Here is a 17,938-nt window from a genome sequence, read left to right as displayed (position 1 = left end):
CTCAGGCGCCGCCTTCCGGCAGCGTCAGGATCAGCGGGCCATTTCGCGTGGCGACGACCGTGTGCTCGTATTGCACGGTCGGGGCCTCCGGGTCCGCGTAGAGCGTCCAGGCGTCGTCGCCGCCTTCCGCCCATGTTGCGCCGAGCGAGAGGAACGGCTCGACCGTGAAGACGAGGCCTTCCGTGATCATTCGCTTCTCGGACGGATCCGGCCAGGTCGAGAGCTCGGCCGGCTCCTCGTGCAGCGAACGGCCGATCCCGTGGCTCGCCAGATTGGCAACGAGCGTATAGCGATTCTTCAGGGCGAAGGCGCCGACAGCCTGCCCGATCTTGGCCAGCGGCTCGCCCGGTTTCACCTGGTTAAGCCCAACCCACAGCGCCCTTTTGCCGTCGCGGCAGAGCTTTTCGATCTTGGACCTGTGCGGCGGAACACTGAACGACGCGCCGGTGTCGGAAAAGAATCCGTCCTTCTCCGCTGAGACATCGATATTGACCAGATCCCCCGGGCGAATGACGCGCGGGCCTGGAATGCCGTGGGCGATTTCCTCATTGACGCTGATGCAGGTCGCACCGGGAAACTGGTAGCAAAGTTCGGGCGCAGAACGCGCACCGGCATCTTCCAACACTTTGCGGCCGATCTGATCGAGCTCCAGGGTCGTGATACCCGGTTCAAGCGATGCGCTCATCACTTGCAGGGCATTGGCGCAGATTCGCCCGATTTCCTTTAGCTTGAGGAGTTCGTCTTCGCTTTCAATGATCATGAACGTCTACCCGGCCTTCTTCGGCCGGTCGGCCGGCTCTCGATCACGATGAGAGCACGACGGCGTTCAGAATCCAATTCATCCTTTACGGCATCATGCTCCAGCTTCAGGCGGTGGCTTTCGCCTCTTCGTCGCTTTCAGTCAATGCCTTTCTGACGAGCGGCGCGACTTTCGTGCCGTAGAGTTCGATCCCGCGCATGATCTGGTCGTGGGGCATCAAGCCGATCGCCATCTGCAGCAGGAAACGGTCGTTCTTGAACAACCGATGGTGCGCGATGATCTTCTCCGCGACCAATTCCGGATCGCCCACGAAGAGCGCGCCGCTAGGTCCGCGGGACATGTCGAAATGCGCCCTGTTCGTCGGCCCCCAGCCGCGCTCGCGGCCAATTCGGTTCATGACCTCGGTCTGCGGGCCGTAGAACTGATCGGCAGCAGCGTCCGTCGTATCGGCGATGAAGCCGTGCACGTTGATGCTGGTCTTGAGCTTCGATGCCTCCTGCCCGGCTCGGCGAGCCGCCTCGCGATAGAGGTCGAACAGCGGCGCGAAACGGCGCAGCTCGCCGCCGATGATCGCCAGTGCCACTGGCAAGCCCATCGCGCCCGCGCGCGCAACCGATTGCGGCGTGCCACCAACGGCGATCCACAAGGGCAAGGGGTCCTGCAGCGGCCGCGGGTAAACGCCACGCCCATTGATCGGCGCACGCAATTCACCCGACCAGGTGACCACTTCCTCGTCGCGGAGGGCCATCAGCAGGTCGAGCCTTTCCTCGAACAGTTGGTCGTAGTCCTCGAGATTGTAGCCGAACAGCGGGAAGGACTCGATGAACGAGCCTCGTCCGGCCATGATCTCGGCACGCCCGTTCGAAAGCAGGTCGAGTGTTGCGAACTGCTGGAAGACCCGAACCGGATCGTCTGAACTCAGCACGGTCACTGCGCTGGTCAGCCTGATGTTCTTCGTTTTCATCGCAGCGGCCGCGAGAGCGACTGCCGGAGCCGAGGCCGCATAATCGGGCCGGTGGTGCTCGCCCAATCCGAATACGTCGAGCCCCACCTGGTCCGCGAGTTCGATTTCATCGATCAGATGCTTCAGCCGCTCGGCCCCTTCCTCACCCTTGCTTCGGCTCGGGTTCGGGTTCACGTCGGCAAAGGTGTAGAGGCCCAGTTCCATCGCTCGCATCCCGTTGTATCTACTGATGGAGATAAGGACTGAGCGGCCTCAGGGCAAACATAAATTCTGGAACCGATCGTTCGAAAAATATCGATAAGCAGTACCGCCGCGACCTGGGATCGCGGCGGTACTTTGATTCTGAAATCAACGGTTTCAGCGCCTGAATGGAATCATTTTCCGAACGGCTTCGTATCTGAGATAAAGGCCACCCCATGCAATGAGCCCGAGATAGCCGCCGAACAGCAGATGGGAAAAGACCGGGCTCCCGACACGCAGATGCGTCGCTATCGCGCCTCCGAGCAGACCGGTGAGTAGGATTGCGCCGAGCACCGACGTCCGCGGAATTGCATAGAGCAGCGCGCACAACAGCGTCAGGGAACCGAGGCCGCGAGCAAGCATCGGGTCGCCCGAATAACCGAGCGCCGTCATAGTCTCCGTGACCGGCACGATCGGCACCAGCTTGATCGCGCCGTCGAACACCAGGAAGGCCACGATCAGCCCGCTCATGACAGTGCCGGTGACGGTCTGCCAGCGCGGAAGCCCGGCAGTTGAATCAACAATTGCAGACATGCCTCTATCCCCCTGTTTCGATTCTAGTCTCAGATCCTGGGCAGCAGCTCGGCGAGCTGGTCGGCGCATTTGCCCCAGCCTTCGTGGAAGCCCATCTGCTCGTGCTGTTCCTTGTCGGCCGCAGTCCAGTGCCGCGCCTTCGCGGTATATTTCGTCCGGCCGTTGCCGAGGTCTTCGAGCAGGATGATGCCGACGAAGAACGGCTTTTCGGATGGCACCCAGGCGCTGGTGAACGCATCGGTGAAGACGATCTTCTCGTTTTCGACGATCTCCAGATAGACACCGCGGTTCGGAAATTCCTGGCCCTCGGGGCTGCGCATGACGATGAGGTTCGAGCCGCCCGGCCGTGCATCGACTTTCACATCAGCAAGGGTCCAGGGACGTGGTACGAACCATTCCTTCATCAGGACAGGATCGGTCCAGGCCTTGAAGATCTTCTCGCGCGGAGCGTCGAATTCCCGGACGAGAACCAGTTCGTGTTGGGCTTCTGCGGTCATCTCGGCATTCCTCCTATTGAGTGAAACCTGTTTTCGATCAAGTTGTTACAAGGACGTGGGAGGTTTTCCGGTTCCGACAACCCGGCGCAATTATTTCTGGAATTATTTGGCGATCGGCTGCGCGGCCCCATGGGCGAGGCTGTCGATCTGCTGGCGGATATGCGCGGCTTCCGCTGCCGAATGAGCAAGTGCTATGGCGCGATCGAAGGCCTCGTGCGCCTCGCGGGCACGACCGATCTGCTTCAGCAGACCGCCACGCAGGCCGTGATAGTAGAAGTAGCCATCGAGCTTCTCGCCAAGCGTTTCGACGAGTGCCAGCGCCACGTCCGGCCCTTTGAGTTTGGAGACGGCGACGGCGCGGTTGAGCGTAATGACCGGCGACGGTTGAACACGCTCCAGCGCCCGATAAAGCAGCTCGATCTCTTCCCAGTCCGTATCCTCGGCGCGCCTGGCCCGCGAATGCAGGGCAGCGATCGCCGCCTGCAGCTGGGAAGGCCCCGGTTGGCGATGGCGGATCGCCTTGTCGAGCAGCGCCAGCGCCTCGTTGATCAGCTCGCGGTTCCACAGCGAACGATCCTGATCCTCGAGCAGCACGATATCGTCCTCACCGTTGAAACGGGCCTGGCGCCGCGAGATCTGCAGGAGCATCAATGCGAGCAGACCCATCAGTTCAGGCTCGCCGGGGAAGATGCGCAGCAGGAGCCGCGCGAGCCGGATCGCCTCGTCGCTGAACGCACAGGCGTCGTGCTTCGGATCCGCCTGGCTGTAACCCTCGTTAAAGATCAGGTAGATCATTGTGCTGACGATCGAGAGCCGCTCGGCCCGCTCCTGCGCGTCCGGCGTCTCGAAGGGTACACCGGCCTTGGCAACGCGAGCCTTGGCCCGCGTGATCCGCTGCTCCATCGCGCTTTCGCCAACAAGAAAGGCACGCGCGATCTGCTGTACTGACAGGCCCGAGACGATGCGCAGCGCCAATGCGATCTGTTGCGTCGCCGGCAGATCCGGGTGGCAGCAGATGAAGAGCAGCCGCAGGATATCGTCGCGATAGTTGGAATCATCAAGCCGTTCGGCAATATCGCTCTCAGCATCGCTGGTATCGGAGATCAGTTCTTCATCAGGAAGTGCCTGCGTCTTCGAACGCTTGCGCACGGCGTCGATGCCACTGTTGCGGCCGACGAAGATCAGCCATGCCGTCGGATCGCGCGGCGGCCCCTTGTCCGGCCAGGTACGGATGGCGCGCAAACAGGCCTCCTGGAAGGCCTCCTCCGCGATATCGAGATCGCGGAAATATCTGAGCAGCGCACCAAGCGCTTTCGGTCGGGCCGAAGCAAGCGTCACGTCGATCCAGGCAATGTCTGTCATGCCGAAGAAACTCCCGGTCGGAACACGTAGAACGGCCGAATTTCGTAAGAGGTAGAACCCGGGTTGACCGTGGAGAGCTCCTTGGAAAACGCAACGGCTTCCTCCAGAGTGTCGAAATCAACCACGTAAAAACCGAGGAGTGCTTCCTTCGTTTCCGCGAAGGGGCCATCGAGAACGAGCGGTTCCTCCTTGCCCTTGCGCACGGTGGTCGCCGCTGTCGTCGGCATCAGCCGGCCGACAGGACCAAGCTTGCCGCGCTCGGCCAAAGGTGCCTGAACCGCATAAAGCTTCGCCATCACGGCGTCTTCCTCCTCCTTGGTCCAGGAGAACACCGTTTCTTCATTGGCGTAACAAAGGATTGCATAAAGCATGTCTTACTCCTCTTCCTGAATGACGAAGGAGTAGCGTGACATCCGACAGAACGCAGCAAAAAATTGCAGCGCGCAAAAGGAGATGCCGCCGCCCTGACGGCAGGGGCCGGCGTGCCGAATGCGGCAAACGGACGACGTCTGCGGTCGCAGCCTTTCTTGCTAAAACGGTCGGGCCTGACGAGCGCCAGCTATCTCCTCTCCATCTAGTCAGCCTGATCCGACGTTGATGGCCTCCTGCACGGCCAGCTCGGCCATCGCTAACGCGGCCTCGCGTGTCTTGGCTGCAGCGACGAATCGGCCGTTGTGGCAGAAGGTTGCGCCATCGACGCCGCAAACGGCCTCCAGATCGTGATTGGTCAGGCCGGCCCAGGCAGCAGGCAGATCCGCACGAAGTTCGAACCCCTCGTCCCCGCGGCGAATGCCGGTGACGCACCAATCCCTTTCTCGCGGATGAACGACAAAGAGCAGGTGATCGGCGCCCGCCTTGACGATCGCGGGACGGAAAGGCATTCCCATCGGAAGTTCGAGCACGCGCCCCTGCCCCGTACGCTCTATCGCCTGAAGCACGAGCGTCTCTGCCCGCAGGTTGGCGGCGCTTTGAGCGATCTTCGCCTCGACGAAACTGCGGGCGATGGCGACGGCATCCTGAAATCTGCGATCATCGGCATTCGCGTCCGTTTCGTCGAACACCGGCTTCAAGGTTTCCAGCAAGGTCGGTAGCGTCAGCCCGGCCAGCGGTCCGGACGGGCTGAGCGCACCATTGTCAGTCAGATCGACCGGCAGCACGAAGGAGAGGTCGAACGAGGCATGCAAGGCCGCGACGTGAGCCTCTGGAATGCCGGTGACAACAAGATAGTCGTGGCCGTAGTGCTTCCAGACCAGGCCGAACGAACTGTAGGGCTGCCCATCGTCACGCAGCGGTGCGCCACGCTGATGGTGGTCGAAGATACGCTGAGAGGCATCATACGCGCCGCCGACGTCATAGATGATGCGGTCGGCGCCCGGCTTGATCCACTCCGGCGCCCTGCTGCGGATCACTCGAGCCTGCGGGAAGAGCCGGGTGAGGATGACGCTCGACAGCACCTCATCCGCATGGAAGCCACCGGAATGAGTGACGAGGAACTCTGGAGTCATGCAGGATGCGCCCTTGTTGGTTTGCGGAAGCCGCTTGCGGTCGGCAGCTCATAGCCTTTGCTGGCGGTCATCTCAACCCGTCACTGCCCGTCGTGCCCGCTTCAGTTCCGGCTATAGGGCCTAGACTAGGCGGCATGCTCAATCGAAACTGCAACCCCACGCCCCAGCGAATTGGCGACCATGCAGACCTCCTTCGCCCGTTCGATCACACGTTCGGCGCCGTCGCCATCCTGCTTTTCGCAGAGAACGGTCATCTTGGCCGATTTGGCGAGCAGCGGGCTCCCCTCGAGCTCCAGGACTACCGAGACCGCAATCCTGCCAAGCAAGACGCCCATCTCTTCGGCGACATAGCGCAGGTCGTTGCAGAAGCACCCGCCGAGCGCCAGCGCCAAAAGCTGTGCGCCGTTGAAGCCGAGCCCCTGCCCACCGGCCTTCCCCTCCGGACGATCGACAATGATGGTGTGCGGACCGGCCCACCCCATCGCCGCTTGCGTACCCTCGACATTCCGCAGCTCCACCGTGACCGCAACCATGCCAACTCCTCCGTGACTGAAACAGGCAAGTCCGAACACGCCGCAGTTTCGCGCGACCTGACGGGAAACTCGGTGCATATTATCCTCATCGATCCGACGGGAGACAAGGACATGACGCCTTCACCGTATTTGAATGACCCCAAGGTCTACATCGATACCGACACCTTCATTGACCTCGTCAGCAAAAAGACACGGTGCCTGATCTGCTGCGAACCCCTCGACAGTAAAGTGGTCAACCGGGAACACGTCCTGCCCAAGTGGATCCTGCGGAAGTACGACCTCTACGACAAGGAGGTCAGCCTGCCGCACGAATACCATGGTCGGCGATACGGTCGCCACACGATCCCCTGCTGCAAGGACTGCAATTCGATGCTCGGAAGAAAGCTTGAACAACCGGTGCGGCGATTAATGGAAGGCGGACACTCGAAACTTCTGCGCCATCTCGACGGTGACACACAACGCCTGCTGTTTGCCTGGCTTTCCTGGATCTTCCTGAAGTTCCTGATCAAGGACGGCGCCATCCCGATCAACCCCGATCACCGCGTGGAAGCGGTGATGCAAGACAAGAACACCGACTGGGCGACGCTGCATCACATTCATTGCCTCGCCAGGTCCCCCTACACCGGCGCGCATATCGCGCCAGAGGTGTTGGGCTCGATCGTCATCCTGGCGATTGACGACGATCGCTATCGTGAGGACTTCGACTTCGTCACCGTGCACGAAACGCAAACCATCATGATCCGTCTCGGCGATCTCGCCATCATCGCCAACCTGAGCGACAGTGGCCGCTCGATGGACATCATGCACCGGTTTGTTCTGCCCACAAGACAGGAGAGGTTTACGATCCTGCAGGCGCTTGAAATCTGCGCCGACATGTCGGCAACGACAACGCGGATCAAAGGCAAGCCAGTCTATTCCACGCGCGTCGAACAGGCGACGGGCCGCCCCTCGATCCACGCGGACCTACCCGTCTACGAGGCCAACCCTGTCGATCCGGGCACGCGCGCCGCAATATTCGAACTCGTTTACCGAGAGCATCTGCCACACCTGAAGATAGCGGGCAGCGACATGTCCGCCCTGCAAGCCATCAAGGAGAACCGTTTGACTTTTCTCGAGCATCGCATGAGCCGAGCCGCTGGCGAGATCGAGGAATAGCCGACCTACCTGCACCCTCAGCGAACGGGACCACGCTCGTCAGACGTCGGCAAGCGTGCGTTTGATGGCACTCCGCCATCCCTTCAGCTTCGCCGCACGCGTCTTCTCGTCCAAGCTTGGTTCGAAACGGCGGTCGCGTTTCCAACTCTTGGCAAACCCAACGCGGTCCGGCCAGACACCGGCCTTGCTGCCGGCAAGCCAGGCAGCGCCAAGCGCCGTGGTTTCGAGGATGACCGGCCGATCGACAGGCGCGTCGAGAATGTCCGCAAGCCGCTGCATCGTCCAGTCGGAGGCGACCATGCCGCCATCGACACGAAGGACGGTGCTCTCCACGCCGCCCTTCCAATCCTTGTGCATGGCATCGAGCAGATCGCGGGACTGGTAGCAGACCGCCTCGAGCGCGGCCCGAGCGAATTCCTTCGGCCCACTGTTGCGCGTCAGGCCAAAGATCGCCCCACGGGCGTTGGCATCCCAATGCGGCGCGCCGAGGCCGGTGAAGGCGGGAACCAGGTAGACCTCTTGCGTCGGATCCGCGGCATCGGCCAGCTCGCCGGTGCGCGAGGCGGTATCGATGATGCCAAGCCCGTCGCGAAGCCACTGCACCGCGGCTCCCGCGATGAAGATCGAGCCTTCGAGCGCGTAGGTGGTCTCGCCATTCAGCCGATAGGCGATCGTCGTCAACAGCCGGTTCTTCGAGCGAACCATGTCGCTGCCGGTGTTGAGCAGAGCGAAGCAGCCGGTGCCGTAGGTCGACTTCATCATGCCCGGCTCGAAGCAGGCCTGCCCGATGGTCGCGGCATGCTGATCCCCGGCGACGCCGAGGATCGGGATCTCCGCTCCGATGATTGCTTTCTCGGTCGTGCCGAAATCGTCGGCGCAGTCCTTTACCTCGGGCAGCATGGCTACCGGAACGCGCAGGATGTCGAGGAGATCCCTGTCCCACGTGTTGTCGGCAATGTTGTACATCAGCGTGCGAGAGGCGTTCGTCGCATCGGTCGCGAACACCTTGCCGCCGGTCAACCGCCAGATCAGGAACGTATCGACCGTGCCGAAGCACAATTCGCCCTTGGCGGCGCGTGCCCGTGCGCCCTTGACGTTCGCGAGCAGCCACGAAAGCTTGGTGCCGGAGAAATACGGATCGAGGAGAAGGCCGGTTTTCTTCGTAAAAGTCTTTTCGAGATCCTGTCTCTTCAGCTTGTCGCAATAGCTTGCGGTGCGGCGATCCTGCCAGACGATCGCGTTGTGGATCGGCTTGCCGCTCTCGCGTTCCCAGACCACAACCGTCTCGCGCTGGTTGGTAATGCCAAGCGCCGCAATGTCCTTTGCCGTGATCCTGGCCTCACGGATCGCCATCTTGATCGTCGAGATGACGGAATCCCAGATTTCCTCTGGATCGTGCTCGACCCAACCGGATCGCGGATAGATCTGGCGGAACTCCTTCTGGCCCGCACCGGCGATCTTCATCTCGCCGTCGAAGACGATCGCCCGTGTCGACGTCGTCCCCTGATCGATTGCCAGAACATACCCGCTCATGCCAGCCCTCCCGCTGATCGTGATTGTCGGGAGAAATCAATAGGACAGGAGGGCGATTGAGGAAAGAACCCGCCATCGCTTCGACACAGGAGTTTTGCCTTGACCGCAATTGCCAGCAGAGATGCTTTGCGCATAACCTCAGCTCTATTGCGTCGCAAAACACCCTGAGGAGAAGCGCATGGCCAGAACAGTCGTCGTCACCGGATCCACCAGCGGCATCGGGCTTGCGATCGCGACAGCCTTTGCCGGCAAGGGCGACAACGTCGTCATCAACGGCTTCGGAAAGCCCGAGGAAATCAAGGCGATAGTCGAGAAGCTTGAATCAGTCTCGGAGGCAAAGGCGATCTACCATCCGGCAGACATGACAAAGCCGACCGAAATCGCGGATCTGATCGAAACGGCCGCCAAGACCTTCGGCAGTGTGGATGTGCTGGTCAACAACGCCGGCATTCAGCATGTCGAGAAGATCGAAGACTTCCCGATCGAAAAGTGGGACCAGATCATAGCCATCAATTTGTCCAGCTCGTTTCACACGATGCGGGCGGCGATTCCGTTGATGAAGGCAAAGAAGCTAGGCCGCGTAATCAACATCGCCTCCGCGCACGGGTTGGTCGCCTCACCCTTCAAATCCGCCTATGTCGCGGCAAAGCATGGTATATTGGGCCTGACGAAGACCGCCGCGCTCGAACTTGCCGAATTCGGCATAACCGTGAACGCGATTTGCCCAGGCTACGTGCTGACGCCCCTCGTCGAGAAGCAGATCCCGGATACGGCCAAGGCGCGCGGCATCACCGAGGAACAGGTCAAGACCGAGGTGATCCTAAAGGCGCAACCAACGCATGAATTCGTCAAGGCCGAAGAGATTGGCGCGCTCGCTCTCTACCTCGCAAGCGACGAGGCTCGGCAAGTGACCGGGACCCACATCTCGATTGACGGAGGCTGGACCGCGGCATAACCATTCAAAACAAAGATAAAAACCAGGGAACAATATGAACGACAGCATCCGCTTCATCCTGAATGGCGAGGACATCACGCTTGGCGATGTCCGGCCGACCGAGACGCTTCTCGATTATCTCCGGTTGAAGCGCCGGCTGACCGGCACGAAGGAAGGATGCGCGGAGGGCGATTGCGGCGCCTGCACCGTCCTTGTCGGACGGCTGATAGACGGCAAGCTACACTATGAGTCCGTCAACGCCTGCATTCGCTTCATGGGGTCGCTGAACGCCACCCATGTCGTCACTGTCGAGCATGTGGCCGCCAAGGACGGCACGCTTCATCCGGTACAGCAGGCGATGGTCGATTGCCATGGGTCGCAATGCGGCTTTTGCACGCCGGGCTTCATCATGTCGATGTATGGCCTCTGGCTTTCCAACGACAAGCCGAGCCGCGCAGACATCGAAAAGGCACTGCAAGGCAATCTCTGTCGTTGCACCGGCTATGAGCCGATCGTGAAGGCGGCCGAGCAGGTGAGCCACACCCGCCCGAGCGCGCTCTTTGATCCGCTGGAGAAAACCCGCTCCGAGATCATCTCGCGCCTCTGGGCGATGCGGAACAGTGAGACCGTCACGATCACCACGGCGGAGGGCCGACTGATTCTGCCAGGATCACTGGACGCGCTGGCCCGTGTGCTGTCCGAAGAGCCGAATGCCACGATCGTCGCCGGATCGACCGACGTGGGCCTCTGGGTAACCAAGCAGATGCGTGCCCTGGACCCCGTCGTCTTCATCAACCATCTGACCGATCTGCAGTCGATCACCGCTGGCGACGGCGGCTTCACGATCGGCGCGGGTGTCACCTACAGCCGCGCCTTCGAGACTATCGCCGGTAAGGTTCCGACGCTTGGCCGCCTCATCAACCGCATCGGCGGCGATCAGGTGCGCAACATGGGTACTATCGGTGGCAATATCGCGAATGGTTCGCCGATCGGCGATATGCCACCACCGTTGATTGCCCTTGGAGCGACGGTGAAGCTGCGCTCCCTGGCCGGAACGCGCATGCTGCGGCTGGAAGATTTCTTCATCGACTACGGCAAGCAGGATCGGCGCCCCGGCGAATTCGTCGAGAGCATTTTCGTGCCCTACCCGGCAGAAGAAACCCAGTTTGCGGTCTACAAGATCACCAAGCGCCGCGATGAAGACATCACGGCGGTTCTCGGCGCCTTCTATCTGACGCTGGACGGCGAAGGCGACGTTAACGACATCCGCATCGCCTTCGGCGGCATGGCCGCAACGCCGAAGCGTGCGCGCAACGTCGAGAATGCGCTTATGGGCCGGCCATGGAACGAACAAACGATCGAAGAAGTGCGTGCAGAGTTCGACGCCGACTTCCAACCGCTGAGCGATTGGCGCGCAACGGCCGAGTATCGTCAGTTGACGACGAAGAACCTGTTGACGCGCTTCTTCCTGGAAACATCCGGCGCACCAGCTGAGCTCCACCGCTTCGAGGAGGTGGCATAATGGACAAGTCGACTTTCGCCGATCCCAAATTCATCATCAACGGCGCGATGCACGATGCCTTGCGCCACGATTCCGCGCACAAGCATGTGACCGGATCGGCCGACTACATCGACGACCTTCCGGAGCCCGCCGGCCTGTTGCACGGCGCACTCGGCCTGTCCGACCGGGCGCACGCCGAAATCGTCAGCATGGATCTCTCGGAGGTCGAAGCGACGCCCGGCGTTGTCTGGGTTCTCACCGGCAAGGACGTTCCCGGCGTCAATGATGTCAGTTCCAACGGTAGCCACGACGAGCCGCTGCTCGCCGAGAAGAAGGTCGAATTCCACAACCAGCCGATCTTCGCCGTCATCGCCGAGACGCGCGAGATTGCCCGGCGGGCCGCCCGCAAGGCGAAGATCGAGTATCGCGACCTGCCGCATTGGAGCGATATTGACGGTGCGCTCGAGAACGGCAGCCCACTCGTCATCACGCCAATGACCCTGCAGCGCGGCGATGCGAAGGCGAAAATGAAAAATGCCCCGCGCCGGCTGAATGGCCAGATGCGGATCGGCGGCCAGGAGCACTTTTATCTGGAAAGCCATATCGCCGTGGCCATCCCCGGCGAGGACGACGACGTTGTCATCTGGTCGTCCACCCAGCATCCGAGCGAAATCCAGCATATCGTCGGTCACGTGCTGAATATTCCGTCGAATGCCATCACCGTCAATGTCCGCCGGATGGGCGGCGGTTTCGGCGGCAAGGAAACCCAGGGCAACCAGTTCGCGGCCCTGGCAGCGATCGCCGCCAAGAAACTGAAGCGTGCTATCAAGTTCCGACCTGATCGCGATGAGGACATGACGGCCACCGGCAAGCGCCATGACTTCCTTGTCGACTACGAACTCGGCTTCGATGATGACGGCCGCATTTACGCGGTCGACGCGACCTATGCGGCGCGCTGCGGCTTTTCTTCCGACCTTTCAGGCCCGGTCACGGACCGCGCTCTTTTTCATGCGGATTCCAGCTACTTCTATCCGCATGTTCATCTAAGCTCGAAACCGCTGAAGACCCATACAGTCTCCAACACTGCCTTTCGCGGCTTCGGCGGACCGCAGGGCATGCTCGGGGCCGAGCGCTTCATCGAAGAGATCGCCTATGCGATCGGAAAGGACCCGCTGGAGATCCGCAAGCTGAATTTCTACGGCCAGCCCGGCTCTGGCCGCACACTGACGCCTTACCACCAGGAAGTCGAAGACAACATCCTCGAACGCATCGTTGGCGAACTGGAAGAAGGCGCTGAGTACCAGGCGCGCCGCAACGCCATCATCGAGTTCAACCGCAATAGCCGCTACATCCGCAAGGGCATTGCCCTGACGCCGGTGAAGTTCGGCATCTCCTTCACCATGACCGCCTTCAACCAGGCGGGCGCGCTCGTGCATGTCTATCAGGATGGCTCGATCCATCTGAACCACGGCGGCACGGAGATGGGCCAGGGTCTTTACACCAAGGTCGCGCAGGTGCTGGCCGACAGTTTCCAGGTCGATATCGAGCATGTGAAGATCACGGCGACGACAACAGGCAAGGTGCCGAACACCTCGGCGACGGCAGCCTCCTCGGGTTCCGACCTGAACGGCATGGCCGCCTACGATGCCGCGCGCCAGATCAAGGAACGGCTAGTCGCCTTTGCCGCCGACAAGTGGGGCGTCCCTCCAACGGACGTCGTCTTCCTGCCAAACCGCGTGCGCGTTGGCGACAAGGAGTTCGCATTTGCGGATTTCGTCAAGCAGGCATACCTCGCCCGCGTCCAGCTTTCGGCTGCCGGTTTCTACAAGACCCCGAAGATCCACTGGGATCGGGCCGCCGGCCGCGGCACGCCCTTCTACTACTATTCCTATGGCGCAGCCTGCTCGGAGGTATCGATTGATACACTGACGGGCGAATACCTCATCGACCGCACCGATATCCTGCACGACGTCGGGCGTTCTCTGAACCCGGCGATCGACATCGGACAAGTCGAGGGCGCCTTCGTGCAGGGCATGGGTTGGTTGACGACGGAAGAATTGTGGTGGGATGAAAAGGGCCGGCTGCGCACGCACGCACCATCAACCTACAAGATTCCGCTCGCCTCTGACCGACCGAAGGTCTTCAACGTACGGCTTGCCGAATGGTCGGAGAATGCCGAGCACACGATCGGCCGCTCCAAGGCAGTCGGCGAACCGCCTTTCATGCTGGCGATTTCGGTGCTCGAGGCCATTTCGATGGCTGTCGCCAGCGTCGCAAATTACAAGGTCTGCCCGAAGCTCGATGCACCGGCAACGCCCGAGCGGGTGCTGATGGCCGTCGAGCGGATGAAGAGGGCCTGACATGACGGGCAGCACGTCGCGGTGCTGCCATCGTTCCCATCCCGGGCCCTACCGCCAGAACTCCCTGTCGTAGCGCGGCTCGCGTCCATCCATGAAACCAAGGTCGCGCTTCACGCGATCCGGCATACCCTCAAGCTCCAACCTGTCCCATTCCGAAAGCCGGCGCAGCAGCCTTCGGCCAAAGCCGGAGAGCCAACTGGAAGTCCCGGCAGCCCTTGCATGGCTCTCTTGTTCGATAACGGCGCAATCCATAACTTCACCTCAATAATCTGATCCGTTGAGTTGCAGATTGCGCCAATAAATGCTGCAATTCCAATCGAACAATCGTCGGACCACATAAAGAGAACTTATCCATGAAGCTGTCGAAGCAGTTTCCGTTGAACGCCCTGCGGGTCTTCGAGGCGGTCGCGCGGCTCGGCAGTTTTACGCGCGCGGGCGAAGAACTCGGCATGACTCAGACTGCCGTGAGCTACCAGATAAAGCTGCTGGAGGAGAATGTCGGCGAGCCGCTGTTCCTGCGTCGTCCACGTCACATCAGTCTGACCGAGACTGGAGAACGGCTGGCTCCACAGGTCACAGAAGCCTTCGAAATGCTGCAACTCGCGATGGCCGAGGCACGCGGCGAAACGGAGGTAACGCTACAGATCACCTGCCTGGCGACATTCGCGTCCCAATGGCTTGCGCGTAAGCTCGGCAATTTTCAGCTCGCCAATCCGAATATCGCCGTACGGCTCAGCACTTCGGATTCGCTGGTCGATTTCGGCCGCGAAGCGGTCGATGTCGGCATACGCTCAGGCAGGGGCGAGTGGCCCGGCCTGCGGGCGGACAAACTGATGGACGTCTACTTCACGCCTATGCTGAGCCCGGCACTCGCGGAAAGCATTGGCGGCATTCATGAGCCCGCCGACCTATTGAAGCTTCGGATTTTCGATCCCACTGATCCTTGGTGGCACCAATGGCTGGACGCAGCTGGTGTACCGATTCCCAGCCTCGAGAAGCGAAGCACAAGCTTCTACGGCGCTCAGGCCTATGAGGCCGCGGCTGCCGTCGCCGGCCAGGGTGTCGCGATCCTGACGCCCGACTTCTATCCGGAAGAGCTTGCAAGCGGGAAGCTGATCCGCCCATTCGAACTGCAATGCACCGATGGCCGAGGCTATTGGCTCGCCTATCCGGAGAACCGTCGCAACGTCCCTAAGATCAAGGCATTCCGAAATTGGATTCTTGCGGAAATGAACGCCGCCGGGATCGACGGCAGCTAATAGCCCATCTGTGGCGCGTAGAAACAGCGCGGCGTATCCTCGTTCGGGAACAGGCAGAGATGGTAGTCGCCATCGCCCGAACGCATCGCCTTGCCCATGGGAAGAAGGAACACATGCGCATGCGTGACAAGCCGGTGATCCCCCGGCAGCAGCGTCACTCGATAGCCGTGCGGCGTGATCGCTACGCTCTTTGGTGGGATCATCTGGCAGTCGCCGGTCTCGCTGTCACCATTGCAACAGAACGGCTCATAGCTCCAGCCCGACGGCGCATCATGCGCGTAAGCACAGGATGCGAATGCAATCATCACACACACAAGAATGCTGCGCATGGGCATCATCTCCGTTGATGAAAGCGCCGCCGGGACGAAGCGGTTTCCACCTCAGCCCGACGGCCTCAAAATGAAATTGTAATCGAAACGTGACATTTCAAGCCACTTTCCATGCTGCACAGCGGCGCTGACAGCCCCCTTTGTTCGCGGGCGCCGTACCATTTCGCGCGCCCACCTCTCGACAGCCGGCAAGCGGTCTCTAGAGTGCCGAGCGTCGCCGGCACAGAGAGCATCCAATGAAAAAACGTCGACATGTTGGCCTAGTATGCTTTGTCTCGATGCCGCTCGCGCTGCATGCCCAGGAGCGCAGGCTTCAGGTAGAGGATCTGATGGCGATCGACGTCGGCGAGGTCCGCAAGGTGAGCAGCCCGGAAAACGGCGTTGATATGGTTTATGTATTGCAGCCTTATCAGGATCGGATTTTCTTCGCGTTCGAGGGCCGGGACAGGTCAACGAGACACTCGACACGATCGGTTACAAGGGCGACGAAGGGAGTTGGGCGGTGCTGTCCATCACCGGCTCCCACGTCGACATGCTCCGGGTAGGTCGCTCCCGCAACCTTGATCTCCTCAACGAACATGAAGGGAACCACCTGGCTCTACCGGCAGGTTTCGAGCCTCGAGCGTGCGCGGACGGATCGCACGCCGCCTTTTCAAAAGTTCGTTACCGTGATCGGCTCTACGTTATTCTCGGCAATAGCTCCGAGTAACCGCAATCCTCTTTCCTCCGGGCGCGTCTTTCTGCAAAGTGACGAGTCGAGGGAAGAACAGGGGAACTCTATGTATGAATATGCCATAGCGTGGGAATGGTTGGCTTTTGCGGCCCGCTGGTTTCACGTCATTACCGCGATTGCGTGGATCGGCTCGTCCTTTTATTTCATTGCGCTCGACCTCGGCCTAGTGAAGCGGCCGCACCTTCCGCCCGGCGCCTATGGCGAGGAATGGCAGGTTCACGGCGGCGGCTTCTATCACATCCAGAAGTATCTGGTGGCGCCCGCGCAGATGCCCGAGCACCTGACCTGGTTCAAATACGAAAGCTATTTTACCTGGCTCTCCGGCTTCCTGATGCTCTGCATCGTCTACTATGGCGGCGCCGATCTCTTCCTCATCGACCGCCATGTGCTCGACATTACCGCTCCGGTCGCGATCCTGATCTCGCTCGCCTCGCTTGCGGTTGGCTGGGTCATCTACGACCTCTTGTGCAAGTCGCCGCTCGGCAAGAACACCTGGGGCTTGATGGCGGTTCTCTACGCCGTGATCGTCTTCATGGGCTGGGGCTACACGCAACTCTTTACCGGCCGCGCCGCCTTCCTGCATCTCGGCGCCTTTACGGCAACGATCATGTCGGCCAACGTTTTCATGATCATCATCCCGAACCAGAAGATCGTCGTCGCCGACCTGATCGCCGGGCGCACGCCCGATGCCAAGTACGGCGCGATCGCCAAGCAGCGCTCACTCCACAACAACTACCTGACGCTGCCCGTGATCTTCTTCATGCTGTCGAACCACTATCCGCTGGCCTTCGGCACCGCCTATAACTGGGTAATCGCCGCCCTCGTCTTCCTGATGGGCGTCACCATCCGCCACTGGTTCAACACGACGCATGCGAGGAAGGGCCGCCCGACCTGGACCTGGATCGTCACCGTGATCCTTTTCATCCTGATCATGTGGCTGTCCACGGTGCCGCAGGTGCTAACCGGCGAGAAGGATGCGCAAGCGGTTGCCCCCGCCTTTCAGCAATTCGCCGGCGACCCGCATTTCCCCGCGGTCAAGCAGCTTGTCGGCACGCGCTGTTCCATGTGCCATGCCGCCGAACCGGTTTATGAAGGGCTAGCGCGGCCGCCAAAGGACGTCGTCCTCGAAACCGATGCGGAAATTGCCGCTCATGCGCGCGAGATCTATATACAGGCGGGCCGCAGCCACGCCATGCCGCCCGGCAACGTGACCGATATCACCCCGGATGAGCGCAAGCTGCTCGTCGCCTGGTTCGAAAGCGCAGTCGAAGGCAAACAGGAATGATCTCAGCCGCCCTTCGCGCCCTGCTCCTCGCCGCCACCCTGACCGCCTGCGGGCAGAGCGGAGCGGATGCTTCGGGATCGGAGGGCGGCGCGGCACCAGCCGCTGGCAATTTTTCCGGCGATCTGAACGCCCTTGGCACCGAGCCCTTCTGGGCGATCAAGATCCGCACCGACGGGCTCACGTTCAGCCGTCCAGGTATCGAGGACGTCAAAAGCGCCAACTCCGGTCCGGTCATCGAGAACGATCGCGCCACGTGGACGATCGCCGACGGGCCGGCACCCTTCAAGCTGACGCTGACCAAAGGGGATTGCTCAGACGGCATGTCCGATCGTCACTACACGCTGAACGCGGTTCTGGCATTCGGAGACAAGACCATGTACGGCTGCGCCGACACTCCGGCGGCCATTGCCGCCCAGCCGGCGCCCTGACGCCAACGGCGCAACAAGACGACAAT

Annotated in this window: 18 protein-coding genes; 7 read left to right on the top strand and 11 right to left on the bottom strand. The window is 61.0% G+C overall.

What is annotated here, in order from left to right:
• Nucleotide 1 precedes the first annotated feature (1 nt).
• The 8 genes from map to C934_RS0115350 all read right to left on the bottom strand — a co-directional run bounded on the left by map (nt 2) and on the right by C934_RS0115350 (nt 6,395).
• Nucleotides 2-760, bottom strand: a complete 759-nt coding sequence (map, locus tag C934_RS0115385; RefSeq protein WP_018857547.1) for a type I methionyl aminopeptidase — start codon at nt 758-760, stop codon at nt 2-4.
• A 106-nt stretch (nt 761-866) separates the two neighbouring features.
• Nucleotides 867-1,928, bottom strand: coding sequence for an LLM class flavin-dependent oxidoreductase (locus tag C934_RS0115380; RefSeq protein ID WP_018857546.1), 1,062 nt, complete (start codon nt 1,926-1,928; stop codon nt 867-869).
• Nucleotides 1,929-2,081: 153 nt separating this feature from the next.
• The gene (locus tag C934_RS0115375) at nt 2,082-2,498 is read right to left on the bottom strand and encodes a DoxX family protein (RefSeq protein WP_018857545.1); all 417 of its coding nucleotides are present in this window, start codon (nt 2,496-2,498) and stop codon (nt 2,082-2,084) included.
• A 29-nt stretch (nt 2,499-2,527) separates the two neighbouring features.
• Nucleotides 2,528-2,995 (bottom strand): SRPBCC family protein, encoded by a 468-nt coding sequence (locus C934_RS0115370; protein WP_018857544.1) that lies wholly within the window; start codon nt 2,993-2,995, stop codon nt 2,528-2,530.
• Between the two features lie 102 nt (nt 2,996-3,097).
• Nucleotides 3,098-4,357, bottom strand: coding sequence for an RNA polymerase sigma factor (locus C934_RS0115365; RefSeq protein ID WP_018857543.1), 1,260 nt, complete (start codon nt 4,355-4,357; stop codon nt 3,098-3,100).
• Nucleotides 4,354-4,728: a YciI family protein gene (locus C934_RS0115360; RefSeq protein ID WP_018857542.1), complete on the bottom strand. Its 375-nt coding sequence runs from the start codon at nt 4,726-4,728 to the stop codon at nt 4,354-4,356. The genes C934_RS0115365 and C934_RS0115360 overlap by 4 nt, the downstream gene beginning before the upstream one ends.
• Before the next feature lie 207 nt (nt 4,729-4,935).
• Nucleotides 4,936-5,862, bottom strand: coding sequence for an MYG1 family protein (locus C934_RS0115355; RefSeq protein WP_018857541.1), 927 nt, complete (start codon nt 5,860-5,862; stop codon nt 4,936-4,938).
• 125 nt (nt 5,863-5,987) lie between these two features.
• Entirely contained in the window at nt 5,988-6,395 is a 408-nt protein-coding gene (locus C934_RS0115350; RefSeq protein WP_018857540.1) for an OsmC family protein, read from the bottom strand.
• Nucleotides 6,396-6,467: 72 nt separating this feature from the next.
• On the opposite strand from C934_RS0115350, the gene C934_RS0115345 reads away from it, so the two are divergent.
• Complete coding sequence (locus C934_RS0115345; protein WP_018857539.1) at nt 6,468-7,550, top strand: hypothetical protein; 1,083 nt, start codon at nt 6,468-6,470, stop codon at nt 7,548-7,550.
• Between the two features lie 39 nt (nt 7,551-7,589).
• Here the strand turns inward: C934_RS0115345 and glpK are convergent, their stop codons facing one another.
• Nucleotides 7,590-9,083, bottom strand: coding sequence for a glycerol kinase GlpK (glpK, locus tag C934_RS0115340; RefSeq protein ID WP_018857538.1), 1,494 nt, complete (start codon nt 9,081-9,083; stop codon nt 7,590-7,592).
• Nucleotides 9,084-9,261: 178 nt separating this feature from the next.
• Between glpK and C934_RS0115335 the strand changes: the two genes are divergently transcribed.
• From C934_RS0115335 to xdhB, 3 genes are read left to right on the top strand one after another with little or no spacing between them, the layout of a single operon-like run.
• Nucleotides 9,262-10,038: a 3-hydroxybutyrate dehydrogenase gene (locus C934_RS0115335; protein WP_018857537.1), complete on the top strand. Its 777-nt coding sequence runs from the start codon at nt 9,262-9,264 to the stop codon at nt 10,036-10,038.
• 34 nt (nt 10,039-10,072) lie between these two features.
• Nucleotides 10,073-11,539, top strand: a complete 1,467-nt coding sequence (xdhA, locus tag C934_RS0115330) for a xanthine dehydrogenase small subunit (protein WP_018857536.1) — start codon at nt 10,073-10,075, stop codon at nt 11,537-11,539.
• The gene (gene xdhB / locus C934_RS0115325; protein ID WP_018857535.1) at nt 11,539-13,878 is read left to right on the top strand and encodes a xanthine dehydrogenase molybdopterin binding subunit; all 2,340 of its coding nucleotides are present in this window, start codon (nt 11,539-11,541) and stop codon (nt 13,876-13,878) included. Before xdhA ends, xdhB begins: the two co-directional genes overlap by 1 nt.
• A 48-nt stretch (nt 13,879-13,926) precedes the next feature.
• Here xdhB and C934_RS0115320 read toward each other — a convergent pair whose 3' ends face one another.
• Nucleotides 13,927-14,130 carry a hypothetical protein gene (locus C934_RS0115320; RefSeq protein ID WP_018857534.1) on the bottom strand — a complete coding sequence of 68 codons (204 nt, stop codon included), beginning with the start codon at nt 14,128-14,130 and terminating at the stop codon, nt 13,927-13,929.
• Nucleotides 14,131-14,231: 101 nt separating this feature from the next.
• Here C934_RS0115320 and C934_RS0115315 point away from each other — a divergent pair, with 101 nt between their 5' ends.
• Nucleotides 14,232-15,137: a LysR substrate-binding domain-containing protein gene (locus tag C934_RS0115315; protein ID WP_018857533.1), complete on the top strand. Its 906-nt coding sequence runs from the start codon at nt 14,232-14,234 to the stop codon at nt 15,135-15,137.
• Here the strand turns inward: C934_RS0115315 and C934_RS0115310 are convergent.
• Nucleotides 15,134-15,466 (bottom strand): hypothetical protein, encoded by a 333-nt coding sequence (locus C934_RS0115310; RefSeq protein ID WP_018857532.1) that lies wholly within the window; start codon nt 15,464-15,466, stop codon nt 15,134-15,136. The two genes, C934_RS0115315 and C934_RS0115310, sit on opposite strands and share 4 nt — an antisense overlap.
• Before the next feature lie 779 nt (nt 15,467-16,245).
• On the opposite strand from C934_RS0115310, the gene puuD reads away from it, so the two are divergent.
• Nucleotides 16,246-17,484, top strand: a complete 1,239-nt coding sequence (puuD, locus tag C934_RS0115295) for a urate hydroxylase PuuD (protein ID WP_018857529.1) — start codon at nt 16,246-16,248, stop codon at nt 17,482-17,484.
• A complete protein-coding gene (locus tag C934_RS0115290; protein ID WP_018857528.1) occupies nt 17,481-17,912 on the top strand; it encodes a COG3650 family protein in 432 nt (143 codons plus the stop codon). Before puuD ends, C934_RS0115290 begins: the two co-directional genes overlap by 4 nt.
• Nucleotides 17,913-17,938: the final 26 nt, after the last annotated feature.

This window comes from Rhizobium sp. 42MFCr.1, from assembly GCF_000377185.1.
GTDB lineage: Bacteria > Pseudomonadota > Alphaproteobacteria > Rhizobiales > Rhizobiaceae > Rhizobium > Rhizobium altiplani.
The sequence above is the reverse complement of the archived record's forward strand: the minus strand, read 5'-3'. Positions and strand labels throughout refer to the sequence as shown.

Coding starts and splice junctions, on each gene's coding strand:
- map (WP_018857547.1), bottom strand. CDS start 760: ATGATCATTGAAAGCGAAGACGAACTCCTCAAGCTAAAGGAAATCGGG.
- C934_RS0115380 (WP_018857546.1), bottom strand. CDS start 1,928: ATGGAACTGGGCCTCTACACCTTTGCCGACGTGAACCCGAACCCGAGC.
- C934_RS0115375 (WP_018857545.1), bottom strand. CDS start 2,498: ATGTCTGCAATTGTTGATTCAACTGCCGGGCTTCCGCGCTGGCAGACC.
- C934_RS0115370 (WP_018857544.1), bottom strand. CDS start 2,995: ATGACCGCAGAAGCCCAACACGAACTGGTTCTCGTCCGGGAATTCGAC.
- C934_RS0115365 (WP_018857543.1), bottom strand. CDS start 4,357: ATGACAGACATTGCCTGGATCGACGTGACGCTTGCTTCGGCCCGACCG.
- C934_RS0115360 (WP_018857542.1), bottom strand. CDS start 4,728: ATGCTTTATGCAATCCTTTGTTACGCCAATGAAGAAACGGTGTTCTCC.
- C934_RS0115355 (WP_018857541.1), bottom strand. CDS start 5,862: ATGACTCCAGAGTTCCTCGTCACTCATTCCGGTGGCTTCCATGCGGAT.
- C934_RS0115350 (WP_018857540.1), bottom strand. CDS start 6,395: ATGGTTGCGGTCACGGTGGAGCTGCGGAATGTCGAGGGTACGCAAGCG.
- glpK (WP_018857538.1), bottom strand. CDS start 9,083: ATGAGCGGGTATGTTCTGGCAATCGATCAGGGGACGACGTCGACACGG.
- C934_RS0115335 (WP_018857537.1), top strand. CDS start 9,262: ATGGCCAGAACAGTCGTCGTCACCGGATCCACCAGCGGCATCGGGCTT.
- xdhA (WP_018857536.1), top strand. CDS start 10,073: ATGAACGACAGCATCCGCTTCATCCTGAATGGCGAGGACATCACGCTT.
- xdhB (WP_018857535.1), top strand. CDS start 11,539: ATGGACAAGTCGACTTTCGCCGATCCCAAATTCATCATCAACGGCGCG.
- C934_RS0115320 (WP_018857534.1), bottom strand. CDS start 14,130: ATGGATTGCGCCGTTATCGAACAAGAGAGCCATGCAAGGGCTGCCGGG.
- C934_RS0115315 (WP_018857533.1), top strand. CDS start 14,232: ATGAAGCTGTCGAAGCAGTTTCCGTTGAACGCCCTGCGGGTCTTCGAG.
- C934_RS0115310 (WP_018857532.1), bottom strand. CDS start 15,466: ATGCGCAGCATTCTTGTGTGTGTGATGATTGCATTCGCATCCTGTGCT.
- puuD (WP_018857529.1), top strand. CDS start 16,246: ATGTATGAATATGCCATAGCGTGGGAATGGTTGGCTTTTGCGGCCCGC.
- C934_RS0115290 (WP_018857528.1), top strand. CDS start 17,481: ATGATCTCAGCCGCCCTTCGCGCCCTGCTCCTCGCCGCCACCCTGACC.